Below are 15,617 nucleotides of genomic sequence, written 5' to 3'. Positions count from 1 at the left end.
CCTTTGCTTATGAAACGTGATCCATAAGATGTTCATTGCATCTCGCTTGGCAGTTCCGTTCGAATTCGGGAAAACAGTTCGTCGAGGGTGATCGGATTGTCCTGAAGCAGATAACAGCCTACGAGGATGGTCAGCGGATGAACGTCCATTACAGATGCTAGCTCGTCTACCTTCTCGATCGTAGGGCTCTTCAGACCGCGCTCTAGGGTGCTGAGATAGGTACGACTACTGACGTTGGAGAAATCTTCCTGGGAAAGCTTCCTCTCCGATCTCAGCTTTTTCAGGGCCGTGCCAAAAGCCTGTTTCAGTTCCATATTGCCGACCTCGCAAAAGGAACGATGAAGCCTTCGCGAGCTCTATAGGGCTACAATCTATAGTGTTCACTTTTGGGATGGCGCTATGTTCATCACTCACAAACCAGCAGAGATTTTCCTCGGCGCATACCTGGGTGATGACTCTACCCAGTACTGGCAGTACGTTGAGCAGACCACCCATTGTCCCTGGTTTTACCTCAGAGTAGGTCGTCAACACGGCAGTGAAGTGTTGACTAGCATGGTTATGCTTCCCAGCATTTCAGCGCTTGAGCAGTTACTTAATGAACAAGGAGCAGACATCTGGCTGCTCGATGTCCAGTTGGTTTCACCGGCTTATCTGAACCGAAGTGATGGGTGGAAGATGGAGAGGGTGTTAGAGGTGCGCGAGACGGTGGATGACATCAGTGAGGAGGCGGCCTATGTGTATAGCTTGGAGGGAGGGCATATCTACACTGAAGCCTTGGGGTCCTGCAGATCCGATTTGCAAAGTCCTCGCATCATTTTTTCGGCCACACAGGCAACTCGGTGAGCGTGAGCCCAACATGCTTGAACGATTAACGGCATCTTTGATGCGCTAGCGGTTAGGAAATCTTGCCTGTCCGCGGCTTCAGTCAGCGGCGTTGGCAGCCTTTCTGCCACTTACCGCCCTCGCAATGGAGTCAGTATGTTTTCGACATCCAATCCTTTCAGCAGACAGTTTTGCGCAATTGCCGACAGTGCTTCATAGAGCTGGTCTCGCTGCTTTATCAAGTCAGCATTCTCTGCCTGCAGATGAGCAATTCGTTCTTCGAGGCTTCTTCGGCGGCGGGCACCGTCTGGATCTCTCCCACTCTCTTTGAGTTGTGCAATACGGGCGGACTCAATTCGCCTCCCACGATCACCTACTAGGGTAGCGCGGCTCGTCAGGCCCAATCGACGCTGCACTTCGGGGCGTGAAATAGGCGCGAGCTCCAGTCCTAAGCTAATCATTTGAGCGAGGAGGGCGTCGATAGCCTCGTCCAAGGTGCCGCCCCTCAAGATTTGTCGTTGCGCCATGGTTGCCTCTAATCATCCGAAACTGAACTGTGCCGTTTGTCCGAGTCCGCAACCGTCATTGGATGCCCGTTGGGAAACACGCGTTGCACACCTACACTGGTATCGCGTGCGAGGACGGAATTTAAATTGTTGAGCTTGTCTGCCTGGTCCGCCAGCCATACGTCGCTGCCTGCCTCTCCGGCGCCGGCATCGCGCATGATGGTGATTGCCGTCGTCAAATTCTCGGCTTGTTTCTCAAGGTTGGCCCGCTCCGACGGAGTGCCCATCAGATGGAGATGCGAGCAGCCATTCCAGCACTGAAGATGCTTAGGGCAGGGCGCTTGGGAGAAATCGTGAATGCAACCTCCGAAGGGTGTTACGTGTAGCGCCGTGGCGTGTACGGTGAGGAATGCTTCCGCAGTTGTCGTGCCTTTATCTGACAGCAACGCATGGTAACTGTCGGTTAACGCGCCCTGAATGCGTTTATCTCTTATGCCTGTATGCAGAAAATCGATGCGCTCGTGATGGCTATTGAACGCCAAGAACTCGTGATGCGCAGCAGTGTTTTCCTCAATGCTTGTGTGTTGGTAGTAGACATTCTGGTCGAGGCGTTTTCGCCCTAAGGCCAATGCTTGCTGAACATCACTCATGCCGGTCAGATGATAAATAGTGTTTCGCCAGTGTCGGGGTTGGTGGCTTGTTAGCCTAATCGGAGTGCCATCGGATTCGGTTAGTAAACGACGCGAAAAAATGGACGCATATTTTTCATCATCACCTAACGCGTGATTGATATCCACGATGCTGACCCGACGCGGGACCGCACGAAACACATTTGCCTCACGTCCACCGAAACGAAATTGCCCGTCGAAAGCGATGGCAAGCGTTTCGCTGGTTCTAAGTACGATACGAGCCTCTCCCCCGACATTTTCTGTTAGTACCGCGTGCCCACGGAGCTTCGGGACGATCAGTCTTTCAATCTCCCCCGCGACGTAGCAAGGAAGTCCGGTCGCGAGATTTGTACTAGATAAAAAGCGTAGGGTATCTGCGAACATTGCCGCGGTTCGAGGAGCATATTTCTCAAGTGCATAGGCCATAAAACCTTTGCCTATTTCTATTAGCTCCGAATTCAATTGGAGTGCAGCCCAATCGATTTTCATCGCGAGTCCACCGTCGTACCACGTCCACACCGGCAGCCGGGTATCGACGTATCGTGGCTGGTCAGTGGTGCGAGTTCGAATCGCAACCTGAGCCGGGCCCTCGAACGCGTAGGTCGGAAAAGAGGAGGAGGGTGAAGCGTGTTCTTGATCGGCTGATTTGGTCACGGCGAACCTCCTTAACTGTCAAGTCGGCTCCAGGCTGCCGAAGCACGCTGGGCGTTGTGGAGGTTAGCCGACTCGGCTAGATAACGACTTGCATAACGGCGTGGCATCGTCGAAGTGTCGGACCAACCGCAGACTCGCCGGAGTTCGTCCGTGGCCCGCTCGAGGTCATACCCACGCTTCTCGACAAGGTAAGCCAAAAACCGATCGGCAAAGGTGTGGCGAAAGTCATGCGCGGAAAGTGTAGGCAACAACCCCGGATGAGCCAGTTCAATGGTCAGAAACAGCCGATCAAGGACGTTAGACAACGCGCGGATCGACAGCGGGCGACCTCGGTCAGAGATGAACAAATAGCGGTACAGCAATTTCATTATACAACTGCGCGGAGATACCTACTGTCCGTCCGTGTGTTTTCAGCGCAGGCTCTTCAGCGCGCGGGTCGCCGGGATCATGCTCGCGGTCATTGATGCTGACATAGGCATGCTGAGAACCCTCATTGACATCGGTGGTGTAGAGCTTGAGAAGCTCCCCTCGGCGCATACCGGTCTCCAGTAGTAATTCAATCATTAGCCAATTGCGCAGCTGCAGCCTTTCCGGGAACGGATTCTCCGTAGCGCCGGGGCGAATCAATGTGCGAATGATCTGGAGTTGCGTATCCGTCAGGCTGCGGTAACGAGCGCGGTCCTGCCGAACGTTGATGATATGGCTCTCAAAGCGCCGCTCAATGACGTCGGCGACATCTGCAAATACAACCTCGATGTTAGCCAGGGTGGTTGAATTTTGACGAGCGCGCGGGATGTATCGGGTGACACACCAGGACAGGTATAGCTTCAGCAAACGCAGGTACTGGTCACGAGTACGCGGATCGATATACGGAAAAGGTGCCGTTTCAGCTTTGCCGATTCGGGCGACCAGGTTGTCGGCTTGACGGCCGCTTTGGAGCCAGATGGCGTAGCCGTCCAGTAACGCCAGAATCGACTCGAATTGGCAGGCCAAGATGGCGTCATCAATATTGAGGTCACGGCTTTTAGCATAGATATAGAAAGCCTGGATCGCGCGCAGATGTGCCGCCGCCGTATTGTAAGCCCGGTGCCTGAGTCTGAGTTGGACGTAGATGAACGGAACGAGTATGGGCAACGGCTCCGCGTTACCAGCGTGCACGAGCAGCGGAACACGCTGACCTGAAGAGAAACGGCACTGAATCAGCTTCATCAGCAGCCACCACATTGAATGACTCGCCATGAACACGAAGGACATGGCCCGTTGAAAGAGTGGACGTCAGAAACGGATTTGTCGAATCAGTGGCTTAGACAGCTCATGAACATCTATGACATGACCTGTCGTTTAACATAATATACATTACACGTAACAAGATGTTACTGGATTAGCCCGGTTGCACACTCGATTTCAATCTCCACCATGGCCCCCCAAAGCGCCTTGTCTTTGATGCCCGGTGATCGCTCTATTTGAATGCACCGCTATCAATCCTCGTCACGCGTCAGCTTTTCAATCAGCGCTCGATGCTGCGGATACTGCGCTGTGAGTTTCCGCCGATTCCCCATTTCCATATCTACGAAATCAAACCCTGGTGAAACCGCTTCGCTGATCAAGCCAAATCCATTCTCGCCATTCAACAGTCTGGAGGCTTTCCAGATTCCGCCCGGTACGTGCAATTGCAAATGTTGTCCTGCCAGAACGTCGCTGCCCATCACCAACGTCTGCAGCGAGCCGTCCGAATGAATCAGGCTGTACTCAATGGCGTCGCCCAGATGGAAATAATGCAGGATGTCCGACTGATTGAAATGGAACTGACCCACTGGCGATTCCTCGATCAGCAGGTAGTAAATCGATGTCATCAGATAACGCGGCCCGCCGGTGGTTTCGAGCATGCCCCGGTGGTCGGCCTGGTAGGTTCGGCGAAAGAATCCGCCTTCGACGTGAGGTTCAAGGTCTAGTGTTGTAATCAGGTTCGATGCAGTAATCGGGCGTGGATTCATGACTTGCTCCATCGTATTTTCAATACGACCTGTAATAACTCGACTAAACGGTCATTTAGTGTAGTTAACGTAAAATATCTACACATTCGAAGATTTTAGCCTCACTTAAGGCAGTGTTCGTTAACGTCCATTTACCAAACCGCAATATGCGAATCCGCCCTCGGCTCAGTCCCGCCACACAGAACGCCACTAACCGGGTCACGAAGAATAATCTGCCCCCTACCGTAATCCGTCAGATCACATGCAATCTGCACCTCATGCCCCCGTCGCGCCAGCGCATTGGCCAAATCCCTCGAAGCCCCCTGCTCGATCCCTACCTTCATCCCCCCCAGCCATTGCCAGCGAGGAGCATCCAGCGCCGATTGCGGGTTGAGACCAAAATCCACCAGGTTCATGACCATCTGCACGTGCCCCTGAGGCTGCATGTAGCCGCCCATCACGCCGAACGGCCCAAGCGCGTGGCCATCTTTCGTCAGGAAGCCGGGAATAATCGTATGAAACGTCTTCTTGCCCGGCGCCAGGCAGTTGGCGTGTTCCGGATCAAGGCTGAATTCCTGCCCTCTGTTCTGCAACGCAATGCCGCTGTCTGGCAGCACCACACCCGAACCAAAGCCGTGGTAATTGCTCTGGATGAACGAAACCATGTTGCCTTGCCCGTCGGCCGTCGCCAGATACACGGTACCGCTGGCCTGAGGATCCCCAGGTTTTGGTGGCTGAGCCGCCTCACCAATCTGCCCACGGCGCCGGGCGCTGTAGTCATCACTCAACAGATCGGCCACCGCCACACGCATGTGCTGTGGATCGGTGATGTAGTGCAAGCCATCGCTGTACGCCAGTTTCATGGCCTCCAGCTGACGATGCCAGGTCTGCTGGCTGTCACGGTGATCGAAATCGAACCCCTCGAGAATCTTCAGCGCCATTAGCGCGACCAAACCCTGGCCGCTCGGCGGAATTTCCCAGACATCCACACCGCGATAATTGACGTGGATCGGCTCGACCCACTGCGCACGGTAATGTTCCAGATCCGTGGCGCGCAGGTATCCACCAGTCGCGCGCGAATGCGCGTCCAGCCGCTGGGCCAAGGCCCCGCGATACAAACTCTCGCAGCGGCTCTGAGCCAACTCTTCCAGCGTCCGCGCTTGCGCTGGGTTGCGAAACAACTCCCCAGCCCTCGGTGCGCGACCCTCAATCAGGAAAGTATCGAACCAGGCGTCCAGCACCTCGTCGCGATAGGGACTGAACTCATCCAGAGCAACCTGCCACTGATGGGCAACCACTGGCGACAATGGAAAACCATCCCGCGCCAGGCTGATCGCCGGTTGCAGCAAATCAGCGAACGGCAATACCCCAAAGCGTTGCGAAAGCTCAGCCCAGGCCGACGGGCAGCCGGGCACCGTCACTGGCGTCCAGCCATAGAGCGGCATTTGCTCATGGCCTGCAGCCTTGACCGCCTCGATGCTCAAGCCTGCAGGCGCATGCCCATTGGCGTTGAGGCCATGCAACTGATCCTTGAACCAGACCAGAGCAAAGGCATCGCCGCCAAGACCACAACCCGTAGGCTCGACCACGGTCAGCGCTGCCGCAGTGGCAATGGCGGCATCAATCGCATTGCCACCCTTTTGCATCATCTCGATACCGGCCTGAGCGGCCAGAGGCTGAGACGCCGCCACCATGCCACGACGAGCAAAAACACTTTGGCGTTGCGACGGATACGGATACTCGTGAGCAGAAAATTTCAGCATGGCAAAGGCTCTTCAAAACAGGAATTCATTGGCCGGAATTGATCCGGTGAGTCTCATAGCACGCGGCTGAGAAAGGCCTGGGTACGGGGATGAGTGGGGTGACTGAAAATCTGTTCCGGCGGTCCCTGCTCGATCAGTTCTCCCTGATCGAGCACTACCACACGGTCCGCAACCTCGCGGGCAAAGCCCATTTCATGGGTGACCACCACCATCGTCATGCCCTCCTCCGCCAGTTCCTTCATCACCTGCAGGACCTCACCGACGGTCTCTGGATCAAGCGCACTGGTGGGTTCGTCGAACAGCATCGCCTGGGGTTTCATGGCAAGCGCCCGGGCAATCGCCACCCGTTGCTGTTGGCCACCGGAAAGCATCGACGGGTAATGGTTGGCCTTCTCGGCCAATCCGACACGTTTGAGCAGTGCCCGCGCCTGTTCTTCCGCCGCTTTGCGCGGCACACCCAACACCTGAATCGGTGCTTCGATGATGTTTTCCAGCGCGGTCATGTGCGGGAAAAGATTGAAGCGCTGGAACACCATGCCGATGTCCCGCCGCTGACGGGCAATGTTGCGCTCCGAATCCCGCACGAGGCTGCCATCGGCCTTCGTGCGATAGCCCATGGACTGACCGTTTACGCGGATCTGCCCGGACTGAATGTCTTCCAGCAAATTGATGCAGCGGATAAACGTGGTTTTGCCCGACCCCGAGGCGCCGATCAGCACCACCACTTCACCGCGTCGCACTTGCAGGGAAATCCCTTTGAGAATCTCGAGGTTGCCGAACGACTTGTGAATGTTCAGCGCTTCGATGATCAGTTCGTCACTCTGGTGCGCCATGATTAACGTCCTCTCAGCAGTTTCAGCGTGCTGCGACCAAACATCCGGCTGGATGCCGGCGGCGGCGACGAAGGTCGATCCGACTGACCGAAACGCGTCTCCAGCCAGCGCTGGAAGAAACCCCACAGCGTGGTGAGCAACAGGAAATAGATCGCCACCACCAGGTACAACTCGAATACCCGAAAGGTCGCCGAAGTGACCATCTGCGTGCTGAGCAACAGCTCTTGAACACCGATCACACTGACCAGCGTGGTGTTTTTAAGCATCACGTTGAACTCGTTGCCCAGTGGCGGCACGATGACCCGAAACGCCTGCGGCAAAACGATACGCCGCATCAACTTGGCGAAGGTCATGCCCAGGGAACGCCCTGCCTCGTATTGCCCCTTGTCGACAGCACCGATACCGGCGCGAATGATCTCGGCCATGTACGCGCCTTCGTTAAGGCCCAACGCAATGATCGCGGCCTGGATGTTGCCCGGAACCACCAAGCCAAACAGATCAATGTCTTCGAAGCGGAAAATCCCGCCCGCCGCCAGAGCCGTGTAGAGAAAGACGATCTGCACCAGCAATGGCGTCCCGCGCATCAGCCACACATAAAAGCGCACGGGCAGATGCAGCAAAGGGTTCTTCGACAATCGCAGCAGCGCCGCCGCCAACCCCAGGACACAGCCCAGCAACATGGCCAGCACACTGATCAGGCAAGTCAGCCAGAGCCCGGTGAGGTAAACCCCGCTGGGCTGCAACAGGTACTGCCAGAACACATCCCAATTGAAGTTCATCAACGCCTACCTCAATCAAGAGTGTCGCTGGAGACGTGCCACTTACTCAGGAGCTGGCTGTAGCTGCCGTCGCTGCGCATGTCGGTGATCACCTGCTGCACCGCGGCATTCAGTTGCGGATCATCCTTGCGAATCCCCAGGCCGGTGAGGATCCGGCTGAAGGCCGGCACACCTTCTTCGAACAGATCCGGGGCCATGGCGGCGTAGTAACCGGCGGTTTCCACCGTGGTGCCGTAAGCATCGACCTGACTGATCCGCAGGGCCTGGAATGCATCGGTGTCGGTGTTGTAGACGACCAGTTTCATCGGCGGCTTGCCGGCCTTGGCCAGGCTTTCATTCTCGGTATCGAGCAAGGTCTTGATGGTCGAACCGTTGAGCACTGCGATCTTGTGCCCGCTGAGATCGGGCAGCGTCTTGAGCCCCTTCGGATTGCCCTTGGGCACCACCACCGCCTGACTGGAATACATGTAGTTGACGATGTCGATCACCTCGCGGCGCTCGGGCTTGTCGAACAACTGGTCGACGATCATGTCGCACTGCTTGGCCAGTAAGGCCGGCAGCAATCCGGAAAACGGGATCACCCGCCACTCGACCTTCTTGTCCCCCAGGCGCTTGGCGACTTCCAGGCCCAGGTCGACGGTCAGGCCCTTTGGCTTTTGCGCTTCATCGAAGGACACCAAGGGCGGCGAATCCATGCCCGAGCAATAGGTGAGTTTGTCGACCTTGAGCAAACGCTCCGGCACAGTCGGTGCGGCGACCGCCCACTGCGTACAGAGCCCCAGGGAAATTGCAGCCAACAGCAGGCGAGACGTATGCATGACCAGACACTCCAGTTCGGTTAGTAACGGGGCAGTACTCAAAGTCAAAACATCGGCGGGTTCGGTGCCCGCTCTGTGGTTATCGTTCCGATTGCAGAAATTTGATCAGCTCAGGGACCGTGCCTTCGATGTGCTCGCGCACCACCGCTTCTGCCTTGGCGGCATCACCGGCGCGAATCGCGTCGAGGATCACCACATGCTCCTCGCGCGCACTCAGCGGCTTCTCCCCGTGTTGTAGCCAAAGGCGCATGGGGGCCTCGATCAGCGAGTAAAGCGCGCTGATCTGTTTCACCAGACGAGGTCGTCCGCTGAGGCTGCACAGGTACTCATGGAACTTGCGGTGACGACTGACCCACGCCGCACTCTCGTCGCGGTAGTCATCCATTTCATCGAGCAGCCGTTCCAGTGCAGTCAACTGACGCTCACCGATTTTCGGTACAGCGACTCGAATCGCCAGCCCCTCCAAGGCGCTGCGCATCTCGAAGACTTCGTGCATTTCCTCGACATCCAGACCGCTGACAATCGCGCCGCGATTGGGCCTGAGCGTCACCAGGCCCTGAGCATCCAGACGTCGGAAGGCTTCGCGCACGGGCATCCGGCTCATGCCGATTTCACTGGCGATGTCTTCGGCGATCAGCCGGTCACCTTTGCGATAACGACCGCCGCAGATGCCTTCCAGAAGAAAGTTGTAAGCCTCCTCCTCGGCGGTCATCGGTTGGCGCTGGTCGTAGGCGGGAGCGAATTGCATGGCGGCACCTTTTGTCTTTTTGTATCCAATTATCCACGGATACATAAAAGCAGAATGCATGCCAAAACCTGCCCCATCCGCGAAGTGATTGATTCAAATGAATTAAGGGAAAACTGTACCGCGCTCAGTCATCAGATTAGTCGGCGCGAAAATTGGGATTTGCTACCTAATCGCTCATTGCGAGGTCCGAAAAGGTGCAGAACGGTAGCTGAGTAACACCTATTGAAAACAGATGCCGCGAACAACCGTCCTAGTGTTTTTACTTCAGTTTTCTTCCAGCGTAATGAAAGATCGCCACGGAGAAATCCTTGAGTGCCAATGTCCACACGCCCAAAAGCGCGCTGAGCACCAGAAAAGTGAAGTACTGATGAAAATCGGTATACGGCGCTTTTTTGGTGGTCAGTCCTACCAATCCCGCCGTCACTACGGCCATCGCAAAATAGCCGATGCAACTGAAAAATAGATACCAAACGTCTTTGGTTCTTACCGTGGGCGTCCAACTGTCGGAAGATTCGGAAAAGAAAGCCGCCCAGACCAGATCGAACAAGCTCGCGTAGATAAAGCACACACCCAGGCGCCCCCACAAATCGGCGCCCAGGTTGATCGAGGCCCAGGAATAGAAGCGATCGAACGAAACACCCACCCCATGCAAAACATCGAGGTAGGGATACAGCGCAAGCCCTCCTGCGAGATACAAAACCAGATAGGCGATAGTCCGCATGCCAATTCCTTTCTGCTGGGCCTCCATTGAACAACCGGCGGCATCAAGAACCTCGCAGGGATACGCCCCTGCTGCATGCACAACGATAGCAGCTGAAAAGAGCCCCACACTCAGCCTTCCTGCCGCCCGAATCTCAGCTGCCATAAACCTTCGCAGCCGGCACCGCCCGATCCATTAACTGCACAACCGCCTCCCCAACCTCTCCCACGGCCCAACGACCTTGCCTGTCCAGCTCCGGCCCCCGACGCCAGCCATCGGCAATCGACAACTTGCCGCCTTCCACTTCAAACATCTGCCCATTCACCGCCGCGGATTCCTGCGAACCCAACCACACCACCAATGGCGCTACGTTCTCCGGCGCAAAGTAGTCGAACCCCTCCTCCGGTTTTTTCATGACGTCGGCAAACACCCCTTCGGTCATTCCCGTGCGCGCGGCCGGGGCCAGAGCGTTGACGGTAATTCCATAACGCCCCAGTTCCGCCGCTTGCACCAGCGTCAGCGCGGCGATCCCGGCCTTGGCTGCCGCGTAGTTGGACTGGCCGATAGAACCCTGTAACCCGGCGCCGGAACTGGTATTGATGATCCGCGCACTCACTGGCTGGCCAGCCTTTACCTGCTCACGCCAGTAACGCGCTGCATGACTGGAAATGCAGAAATGCCCTTTGAGGTGCACGGCCATCACCGTATCCCAATCGGATTCGCTCAGGCTGGTGAACATGCGATCACGGCAAATGCCGGCATTGTTGACCACCACGTCCAGCCCACCAAAAGTCTCAATCGCCTGGCGCACGATCAACGCCGCATCGTCATAACGGGTGATGTCGTTGCTGTTGGCCACCGCCATGCCGCCCTGCGACTCGATGGCATCCACCACCGCCAGTGCGGCCTCGCGATTGATGTCGTTGACCAGCACTTTCGCGCCCTCGGCGGCGAATGCCAGCGCATACGCCCTCCCCAGCCCTCCCCCGGCACCGGTGATGATCACGACGCGGTTTTTACAGATCTGCATGGTCTTGCTCCCGTCAAAACTTCATTCACAAACGTTCGATGATCGTCACATTGGCCTGCCCGCCGCCTTCGCACATGGTCTGCAAACCAAATCGGCCACCACTGCGCTCCAGCTCATGCAGCAAGCTGCACATCAAGCGCGTGCCGGTGGCGCCCAACGGGTGACCGAGGGCAATCGCGCCGCCGTTGACGTTGGTCTGTTCGTGGGGATAGCCGGTCTCTTTCAGCCAGGCCATGGCGACGGAGGCAAAGGCTTCGTTGATCTCGACCCGATCAATGTCTTCCAGCTTCATACCCGCTCGCTTCAACGCATAAGCAGTGGCCGGAATCGGCGCAGTGAGCATCCAGATTGGATCTTCAGCACGTACGCTGAGGTGATGGATTCGCGCGCGCGGTGTCAGCCCGTAGCGCTTGAGCGCCGCTTCGGAAACGATCAGCATCGCGCTCGCCGCATCGCAGGTCTGACTGGACACCGCCGCCGTCACTCGGTCACAGCCGAACAGAAACTCCAGCTCGGCCATTTTCTCGAGACTGGTATGGCGCGGCGTTTCATCGTGAACAACGTCAGCCAACGGCACGATTTCCCGCAGGAACCTTCCCTCCTCGATTGCGCGCAATGCCCGCTGATGGGACTCCAGCGAATAGGCTTCCAGCTGCTCGCGGGACAATCCCCACTTTTCTGCAATCATCTGCGCCGAACGAAATTGCGTCGGCGGTTGCGCACCGTAGCGCCGTACCCAGCCTTCGGAGCCGCTGAACGGGTCACTGAAGCCTAAAGGCTCAGCGGCGATCATGGCGGAGGAAATCGGGATCTGCGTCATGGTCTGCACGCCGCCGGCGACGACCACGTCCTGGGTGCCGCTCATCACCGCTTGCGCGGCAAAGTGCACCGCTTGCTGCGACGAACCGCACTGGCGATCAATCGTGGTGCCGGGGACGGACTGCGACAACCCGGCCGCCAGCCAACTGGTGCGCGCGATGTCCCCGGCCAGCGGGCCGATCGTATCGACGCAGCCAAAGATCACGTCGTCGTAATCCTCATCGGGGATGCCGTTGCGTTCGACCAGCGCACGCAAGACATGGGCGCCCAGATCGGCCGCATGAATATGGCTCAAACCACCCTTGCGCCGCCCGGTAGGCGTACGCAGGGCGTCGACAATATAAGCTTCAGGCATGGTCTACCTCAGTGCAAAATTTGAAGTCGGGACGAGTACCTGTGGGAGCGGGCTTGCCCGCGAAGGCGTCAGCACATGAACCCTTGATGCTGACTGTTCCACCGCTTTCGCGAGCAAGCTCGCTCCCACATTGGCATCGGTCTAGAAAGTGCTTCCAGCGCCCTGCGCGCATTGGCCACCGAACAAGGCTATGCAGATCCGTTCCTTGTGAGCGCCGCGATCGCCCCAGACCTTGTCCAGCGCCCAGGCGCGTTTCATGAACAGATGCAGATCGACTTCCCACGTGTAGCCCATGGCACCGTGGGCCTGAATGGTGTTTTTCGCCGCCAGCATGGCCGCTTCCGAGGTGGCCAGTTTGGCGTGGGAAACCAGCACCGAGCGGTTCGGCTGCTGCTCGGCGACCGCGTAGGCGGCGCGGTACAACGGCCCTTTGGCAAACTCGATCTGCACCGCGACATTGGCCATCAAGTGTTTGACGGCCTGGAACGAACCCACCGGTTTGCCGAACTGTTTGCGCTCGAAGGTGTAGTCCACCGCAAGATCAACCATGCGTTTGGCCAGCCCCAACATCTGCGCAGCACTGCCCAGCGCGCCGCGATCAACCGCCTCCGCCCACAGTCGTTGTCCCTGTTCTCCGGAGGCCACGCAGGTGGCGGGCGTCGGTGTCCACGAAACCTGAAACAACTGCCGAGCCGGATCGACCGACACATTGCGGGTCAACTGCACCGCGCCCGGTTCGACCGCATGCACCTCATCGCCATGGGCCAGCAACAGCAGATCGGCGACATGGGCATCGCTGACCAGCGGATTGCCCGGTTCGGCCACGGCCAATCGTGCGCTGCCTGCCGCAATACGTCCGAGCCAGTCCTGCTTGAGTGCCGCGTGGCGTTCATCCAAAGCCGCGAGCAACGGCACACCGATCAGCATCGTTTCCACCAACGGCTCGGGCAGTCCGGCGTACCCGCATTCCTGAGCGAGCAGCACAAAATCCAGCTCGTTCATGCCCATCCCGCCATACGTTTCGGGAACGGTCAGCGCGGTCAGCCCCAACTCGACCAATTGCGCCCACAGCTCATCGCTGCGCCCGCTCTCGGTCTGCCAGAGTTCGCGAATGCGCTCCGGCGTCACTTCGTTGATCAGAAAATGCCTGACGTTGTCCTGGAACAGCTGTTGGTCGCGGCTGAAATTAAAGTCCATGGTCTCTTCCTCAAGCACGCGGCATGCCGAGCATGCGTTCGGCAATGATGTTGCGCTGGATCTCGTTGGTGCCGGCGTAGATCGGTCCGGCCTGGGCAAACAGAAAACCTTCCAGCCAGTGGCCGACATCGCCCGCCGCCGGGGCTTCGGGCAGCAGCTCGCCGCGCAAGCCGAGGATGTTCATGGCGGTGTCGTGCATGCGCTGATCGAGTTCCGACCAGAAGATTTTGTTGGTCGAGGATTCCGGCCCGATCTTGCCGCCCTGCACCAGTTGCGACGCGGTGCGGTAGGTGTTGAGGGTGTAGGCCTCGGCGTCCAGCCAGGCGCGCATCACCGCCTCGCCAATCGCCGGGTCGCGGTCGGCCTGCTCCCGATGGGCCTGATACAACTGCACCAGACGCCGGGCGGTTTCCTGAAAGCGTGCGGGCGAGCGCAGCAGCAAGCCGCGCTCGAAACCGGCGGTGGACATCGCCACATGCCAGCCCATGCCCTCGCCGCCCAGTGCGTTTTCCACCGGCACCTTGACGTCGTCGAAGAATATTTCGGCGAACCCGGGCAAGCCGTTGAGCTGAGGAATCGGCCGCACCGTGATTCCCGGCGTGTCCAGCGGCAGCAGAATGAACGTCAGGCCCTGATGGCGTTGCGAGTTCGGGTCGGTGCGAAAGATGCCGAACACCCAGTCGGCCCACACGGCGCGGGTCGACCAGGTCTTCTGGCCGTTGATGACGTAGTGATCGCCAACCCGTTCGGCCCGCGAACGAATCGCCGCCATGTCGGAGCCTGCCCCCGGCTCGGACCAGGCCTGCGCCCAGATATCCTCACCGGTGGCCATGCGCGGCAGAAAACGTGCTTTCTGGGCTTCGCTGCCGTACTCCATCAGCGTCGGGCCGAGCAGGAAGATACCGTTCTGGTTGACCCGTGCCGGGGCTTCGGCGCGGTAATACTCCTCTTCGAAAATCAGCCACTCGATCAAGTCGCAACCGCGCCCTCCCAGCTCGACCGGCCAGGTGACCATGCCCCAGCGACCGTCGTTGAGGCGGTTTTCCCAGGCCCTGTGTTGAGCAAAACCTTGTTCGGTGTCGAATGATTGCAGCGGCTCGCGAGGCACGTTGGCCGTCAGCCACGCCCGCGCTTCGGCGCGAAAGGCCTGTTGGGCCGGGGTATAGGTCAGATCCATGAGAGAGCCTTCAGCCGTTGAAGTGAGCATCACGTTTCTCGATGAACGAGTCGCGTGCTTCCTGTGAATCCAGTGAGCGATAGGCCTCAAGCGTGAAGCCCTGCTCCCAGCGATATTTGTCTTCCAGATTGCCGTCCTCGATGCCGTTCAGCGCTTCTTTGGCGAGGCTGATCATGGCCGGGCTCTTGGCGGCGATGGTGCGGGCGATCTGCAACGCGGCTTCGCGCAAGTCTTCGCGCTTGACCACACGCTCCACCGCCCCGAGGCGCCAGGCTTCCGCCGCGTTGATGGCTTCGCCGGTGAAATACATGTGCCGGACCTTCTGCACCGGGAACAGACGCTGCAAATGCGCGCCACCGCCCATGGCGCCGCGATCGACTTCGGGCACGCCGAACGTGGCGCACTCTGAGGCCACGACAATGTCGGCGGCGCCGCACAGACCGATGCCACCGCCGAGCACGAAACCGTGCACCGCTACGATCACCGGTTTCGGGTTGCGGTGAATGGCCTTGAAGCTGTCGTAGTTGCCCTTGTTGACCGCCACGATCAGGTTGCCGTCGGCGGCCAGTTCCTTGATGTCGACCCCGGCGCAGAAGCCGCGCCCTTCGGCGCGAATCACGATGACCCGCACGCGGCTGTCGGTTCCCAGGCCTTCGATTTCACGGGCGATATCGGCCCAGGTCCGGCAATTGAAGGCGTTGACCGGTGGCTGGTTGAACACCAGTTCGGCAATGCCGCTATCGATACTGACGCTGAATGGCTGCATGTTTTTTCC

At 58.2% G+C, this 15,617-nt stretch carries 16 protein-coding genes and 1 pseudogene; 1 reads left to right on the top strand and 16 read right to left on the bottom strand.

Going from position 1 to position 15,617, the window contains the following annotated elements; all coding sequences use genetic code 11:
* Positions 1–32: 32 nt before the first annotated feature.
* The gene (locus JJN09_RS05635) at positions 33–314 is read right to left on the bottom strand and encodes a helix-turn-helix domain-containing protein (protein WP_249486177.1); all 282 of its coding nucleotides are present in this window, start codon (positions 312–314) and stop codon (positions 33–35) included.
* 85 nt (positions 315–399) lie between these two features.
* Here JJN09_RS05635 and JJN09_RS05630 point away from each other — a divergent pair, with 85 nt between their 5' ends.
* Positions 400–843, top strand: coding sequence for a hypothetical protein (locus tag JJN09_RS05630; RefSeq protein ID WP_249486175.1), 444 nt, complete (start codon positions 400–402; stop codon positions 841–843).
* A 110-nt stretch (positions 844–953) separates the two neighbouring features.
* On the opposite strand, the gene JJN09_RS05625 is transcribed toward JJN09_RS05630, so the two are convergent.
* From JJN09_RS05625 to JJN09_RS05555, 15 genes and pseudogenes are all read right to left on the bottom strand, one after another.
* A complete protein-coding gene (locus tag JJN09_RS05625; RefSeq protein WP_126570281.1) occupies positions 954–1,349 on the bottom strand; it encodes a hypothetical protein in 396 nt (131 codons plus the stop codon).
* An 8-nt stretch (positions 1,350–1,357) separates the two neighbouring features.
* The gene (locus JJN09_RS05620; protein WP_249486174.1) at positions 1,358–2,650 is read right to left on the bottom strand and encodes a hypothetical protein; all 1,293 of its coding nucleotides are present in this window, start codon (positions 2,648–2,650) and stop codon (positions 1,358–1,360) included.
* An 11-nt stretch (positions 2,651–2,661) separates the two neighbouring features.
* A pseudogene (locus tag JJN09_RS05615) lies at positions 2,662–3,859 on the bottom strand (tyrosine-type recombinase/integrase).
* Between the two features lie 269 nt (positions 3,860–4,128).
* The gene (locus tag JJN09_RS05610) at positions 4,129–4,644 is read right to left on the bottom strand and encodes a cupin domain-containing protein (RefSeq protein ID WP_249486170.1); all 516 of its coding nucleotides are present in this window, start codon (positions 4,642–4,644) and stop codon (positions 4,129–4,131) included.
* Positions 4,645–4,775: 131 nt separating this feature from the next.
* The gene (locus JJN09_RS05605) at positions 4,776–6,386 is read right to left on the bottom strand and encodes a gamma-glutamyltransferase family protein (protein ID WP_249486169.1); all 1,611 of its coding nucleotides are present in this window, start codon (positions 6,384–6,386) and stop codon (positions 4,776–4,778) included.
* Positions 6,387–6,439: 53 nt separating this feature from the next.
* Positions 6,440–7,219, bottom strand: a complete 780-nt coding sequence (locus JJN09_RS05600) for an amino acid ABC transporter ATP-binding protein (protein ID WP_114883095.1) — start codon at positions 7,217–7,219, stop codon at positions 6,440–6,442.
* A 2-nt stretch (positions 7,220–7,221) separates the two neighbouring features.
* Positions 7,222–7,998: an amino acid ABC transporter permease gene (locus tag JJN09_RS05595; RefSeq protein ID WP_102620000.1), complete on the bottom strand. Its 777-nt coding sequence runs from the start codon at positions 7,996–7,998 to the stop codon at positions 7,222–7,224.
* Positions 7,999–8,009: 11 nt separating this feature from the next.
* On the bottom strand, positions 8,010–8,816 hold the full coding sequence (locus JJN09_RS05590; RefSeq protein ID WP_249486168.1) for an ABC transporter substrate-binding protein: 807 nt from the start codon (positions 8,814–8,816) through the stop codon (positions 8,010–8,012).
* A 79-nt stretch (positions 8,817–8,895) separates the two neighbouring features.
* On the bottom strand, positions 8,896–9,564 hold the full coding sequence (locus tag JJN09_RS05585; RefSeq protein WP_249486166.1) for a GntR family transcriptional regulator: 669 nt from the start codon (positions 9,562–9,564) through the stop codon (positions 8,896–8,898).
* A gap of 259 nt (positions 9,565–9,823) precedes the next feature.
* The gene (locus JJN09_RS05580; RefSeq protein ID WP_249486164.1) at positions 9,824–10,429 is read right to left on the bottom strand and encodes a hypothetical protein; all 606 of its coding nucleotides are present in this window, start codon (positions 10,427–10,429) and stop codon (positions 9,824–9,826) included.
* A complete protein-coding gene (locus JJN09_RS05575) occupies positions 10,419–11,294 on the bottom strand; it encodes an SDR family oxidoreductase (RefSeq protein WP_249486163.1) in 876 nt (291 codons plus the stop codon). Before JJN09_RS05575 ends, JJN09_RS05580 begins: the two co-directional genes overlap by 11 nt.
* A gap of 25 nt (positions 11,295–11,319) precedes the next feature.
* Complete coding sequence (locus tag JJN09_RS05570; protein WP_249486161.1) at positions 11,320–12,468, bottom strand: acetyl-CoA C-acetyltransferase; 1,149 nt, start codon at positions 12,466–12,468, stop codon at positions 11,320–11,322.
* 141 nt (positions 12,469–12,609) lie between these two features.
* On the bottom strand, positions 12,610–13,665 hold the full coding sequence (locus tag JJN09_RS05565; protein WP_249486160.1) for an acyl-CoA dehydrogenase family protein: 1,056 nt from the start codon (positions 13,663–13,665) through the stop codon (positions 12,610–12,612).
* Positions 13,666–13,675: 10 nt separating this feature from the next.
* Positions 13,676–14,842 carry an acyl-CoA dehydrogenase family protein gene (locus JJN09_RS05560; protein WP_249486158.1) on the bottom strand — a complete coding sequence of 389 codons (1,167 nt, stop codon included), beginning with the start codon at positions 14,840–14,842 and terminating at the stop codon, positions 13,676–13,678.
* 10 nt (positions 14,843–14,852) lie between these two features.
* Positions 14,853–15,608 carry an enoyl-CoA hydratase family protein gene (locus JJN09_RS05555; protein ID WP_249486157.1) on the bottom strand — a complete coding sequence of 252 codons (756 nt, stop codon included), beginning with the start codon at positions 15,606–15,608 and terminating at the stop codon, positions 14,853–14,855.
* Positions 15,609–15,617: the final 9 nt, after the last annotated feature.

Origin of the sequence: Pseudomonas sp. HS6 (assembly GCF_023375815.1) — a bacterium.
Lineage (GTDB): Bacteria > Pseudomonadota > Gammaproteobacteria > Pseudomonadales > Pseudomonadaceae > Aquipseudomonas.
The sequence above is the reverse complement of the archived record's forward strand: the minus strand, read 5'-3'. Positions and strand labels throughout refer to the sequence as shown.

What these genes read in the sequence shown, in the direction of transcription:
- JJN09_RS05575 (WP_249486163.1), bottom strand. Translation starts at nt 11,294, where the DNA reads ATGCAGATCTGTAAAAACCGCGTCGTGATCATCACCGGTGCCGGGGGA.
- JJN09_RS05580 (WP_249486164.1), bottom strand. Translation starts at nt 10,429, where the DNA reads ATGGCAGCTGAGATTCGGGCGGCAGGAAGGCTGAGTGTGGGGCTCTTT.
- JJN09_RS05610 (WP_249486170.1), bottom strand. Translation starts at nt 4,644, where the DNA reads ATGAATCCACGCCCGATTACTGCATCGAACCTGATTACAACACTAGAC.
- JJN09_RS05590 (WP_249486168.1), bottom strand. Translation starts at nt 8,816, where the DNA reads ATGCATACGTCTCGCCTGCTGTTGGCTGCAATTTCCCTGGGGCTCTGT.
- JJN09_RS05630 (WP_249486175.1), top strand. Translation starts at nt 400, where the DNA reads ATGTTCATCACTCACAAACCAGCAGAGATTTTCCTCGGCGCATACCTG.
- JJN09_RS05625 (WP_126570281.1), bottom strand. Translation starts at nt 1,349, where the DNA reads ATGGCGCAACGACAAATCTTGAGGGGCGGCACCTTGGACGAGGCTATC.
- JJN09_RS05565 (WP_249486160.1), bottom strand. Translation starts at nt 13,665, where the DNA reads ATGGACTTTAATTTCAGCCGCGACCAACAGCTGTTCCAGGACAACGTC.
- JJN09_RS05635 (WP_249486177.1), bottom strand. Translation starts at nt 314, where the DNA reads ATGGAACTGAAACAGGCTTTTGGCACGGCCCTGAAAAAGCTGAGATCG.
- JJN09_RS05570 (WP_249486161.1), bottom strand. Translation starts at nt 12,468, where the DNA reads ATGCCTGAAGCTTATATTGTCGACGCCCTGCGTACGCCTACCGGGCGG.
- JJN09_RS05585 (WP_249486166.1), bottom strand. Translation starts at nt 9,564, where the DNA reads ATGCAATTCGCTCCCGCCTACGACCAGCGCCAACCGATGACCGCCGAG.
- JJN09_RS05595 (WP_102620000.1), bottom strand. Translation starts at nt 7,998, where the DNA reads ATGAACTTCAATTGGGATGTGTTCTGGCAGTACCTGTTGCAGCCCAGC.
- JJN09_RS05555 (WP_249486157.1), bottom strand. Translation starts at nt 15,608, where the DNA reads ATGCAGCCATTCAGCGTCAGTATCGATAGCGGCATTGCCGAACTGGTG.
- JJN09_RS05605 (WP_249486169.1), bottom strand. Translation starts at nt 6,386, where the DNA reads ATGCTGAAATTTTCTGCTCACGAGTATCCGTATCCGTCGCAACGCCAA.
- JJN09_RS05600 (WP_114883095.1), bottom strand. Translation starts at nt 7,219, where the DNA reads ATGGCGCACCAGAGTGACGAACTGATCATCGAAGCGCTGAACATTCAC.
- JJN09_RS05560 (WP_249486158.1), bottom strand. Translation starts at nt 14,842, where the DNA reads ATGGATCTGACCTATACCCCGGCCCAACAGGCCTTTCGCGCCGAAGCG.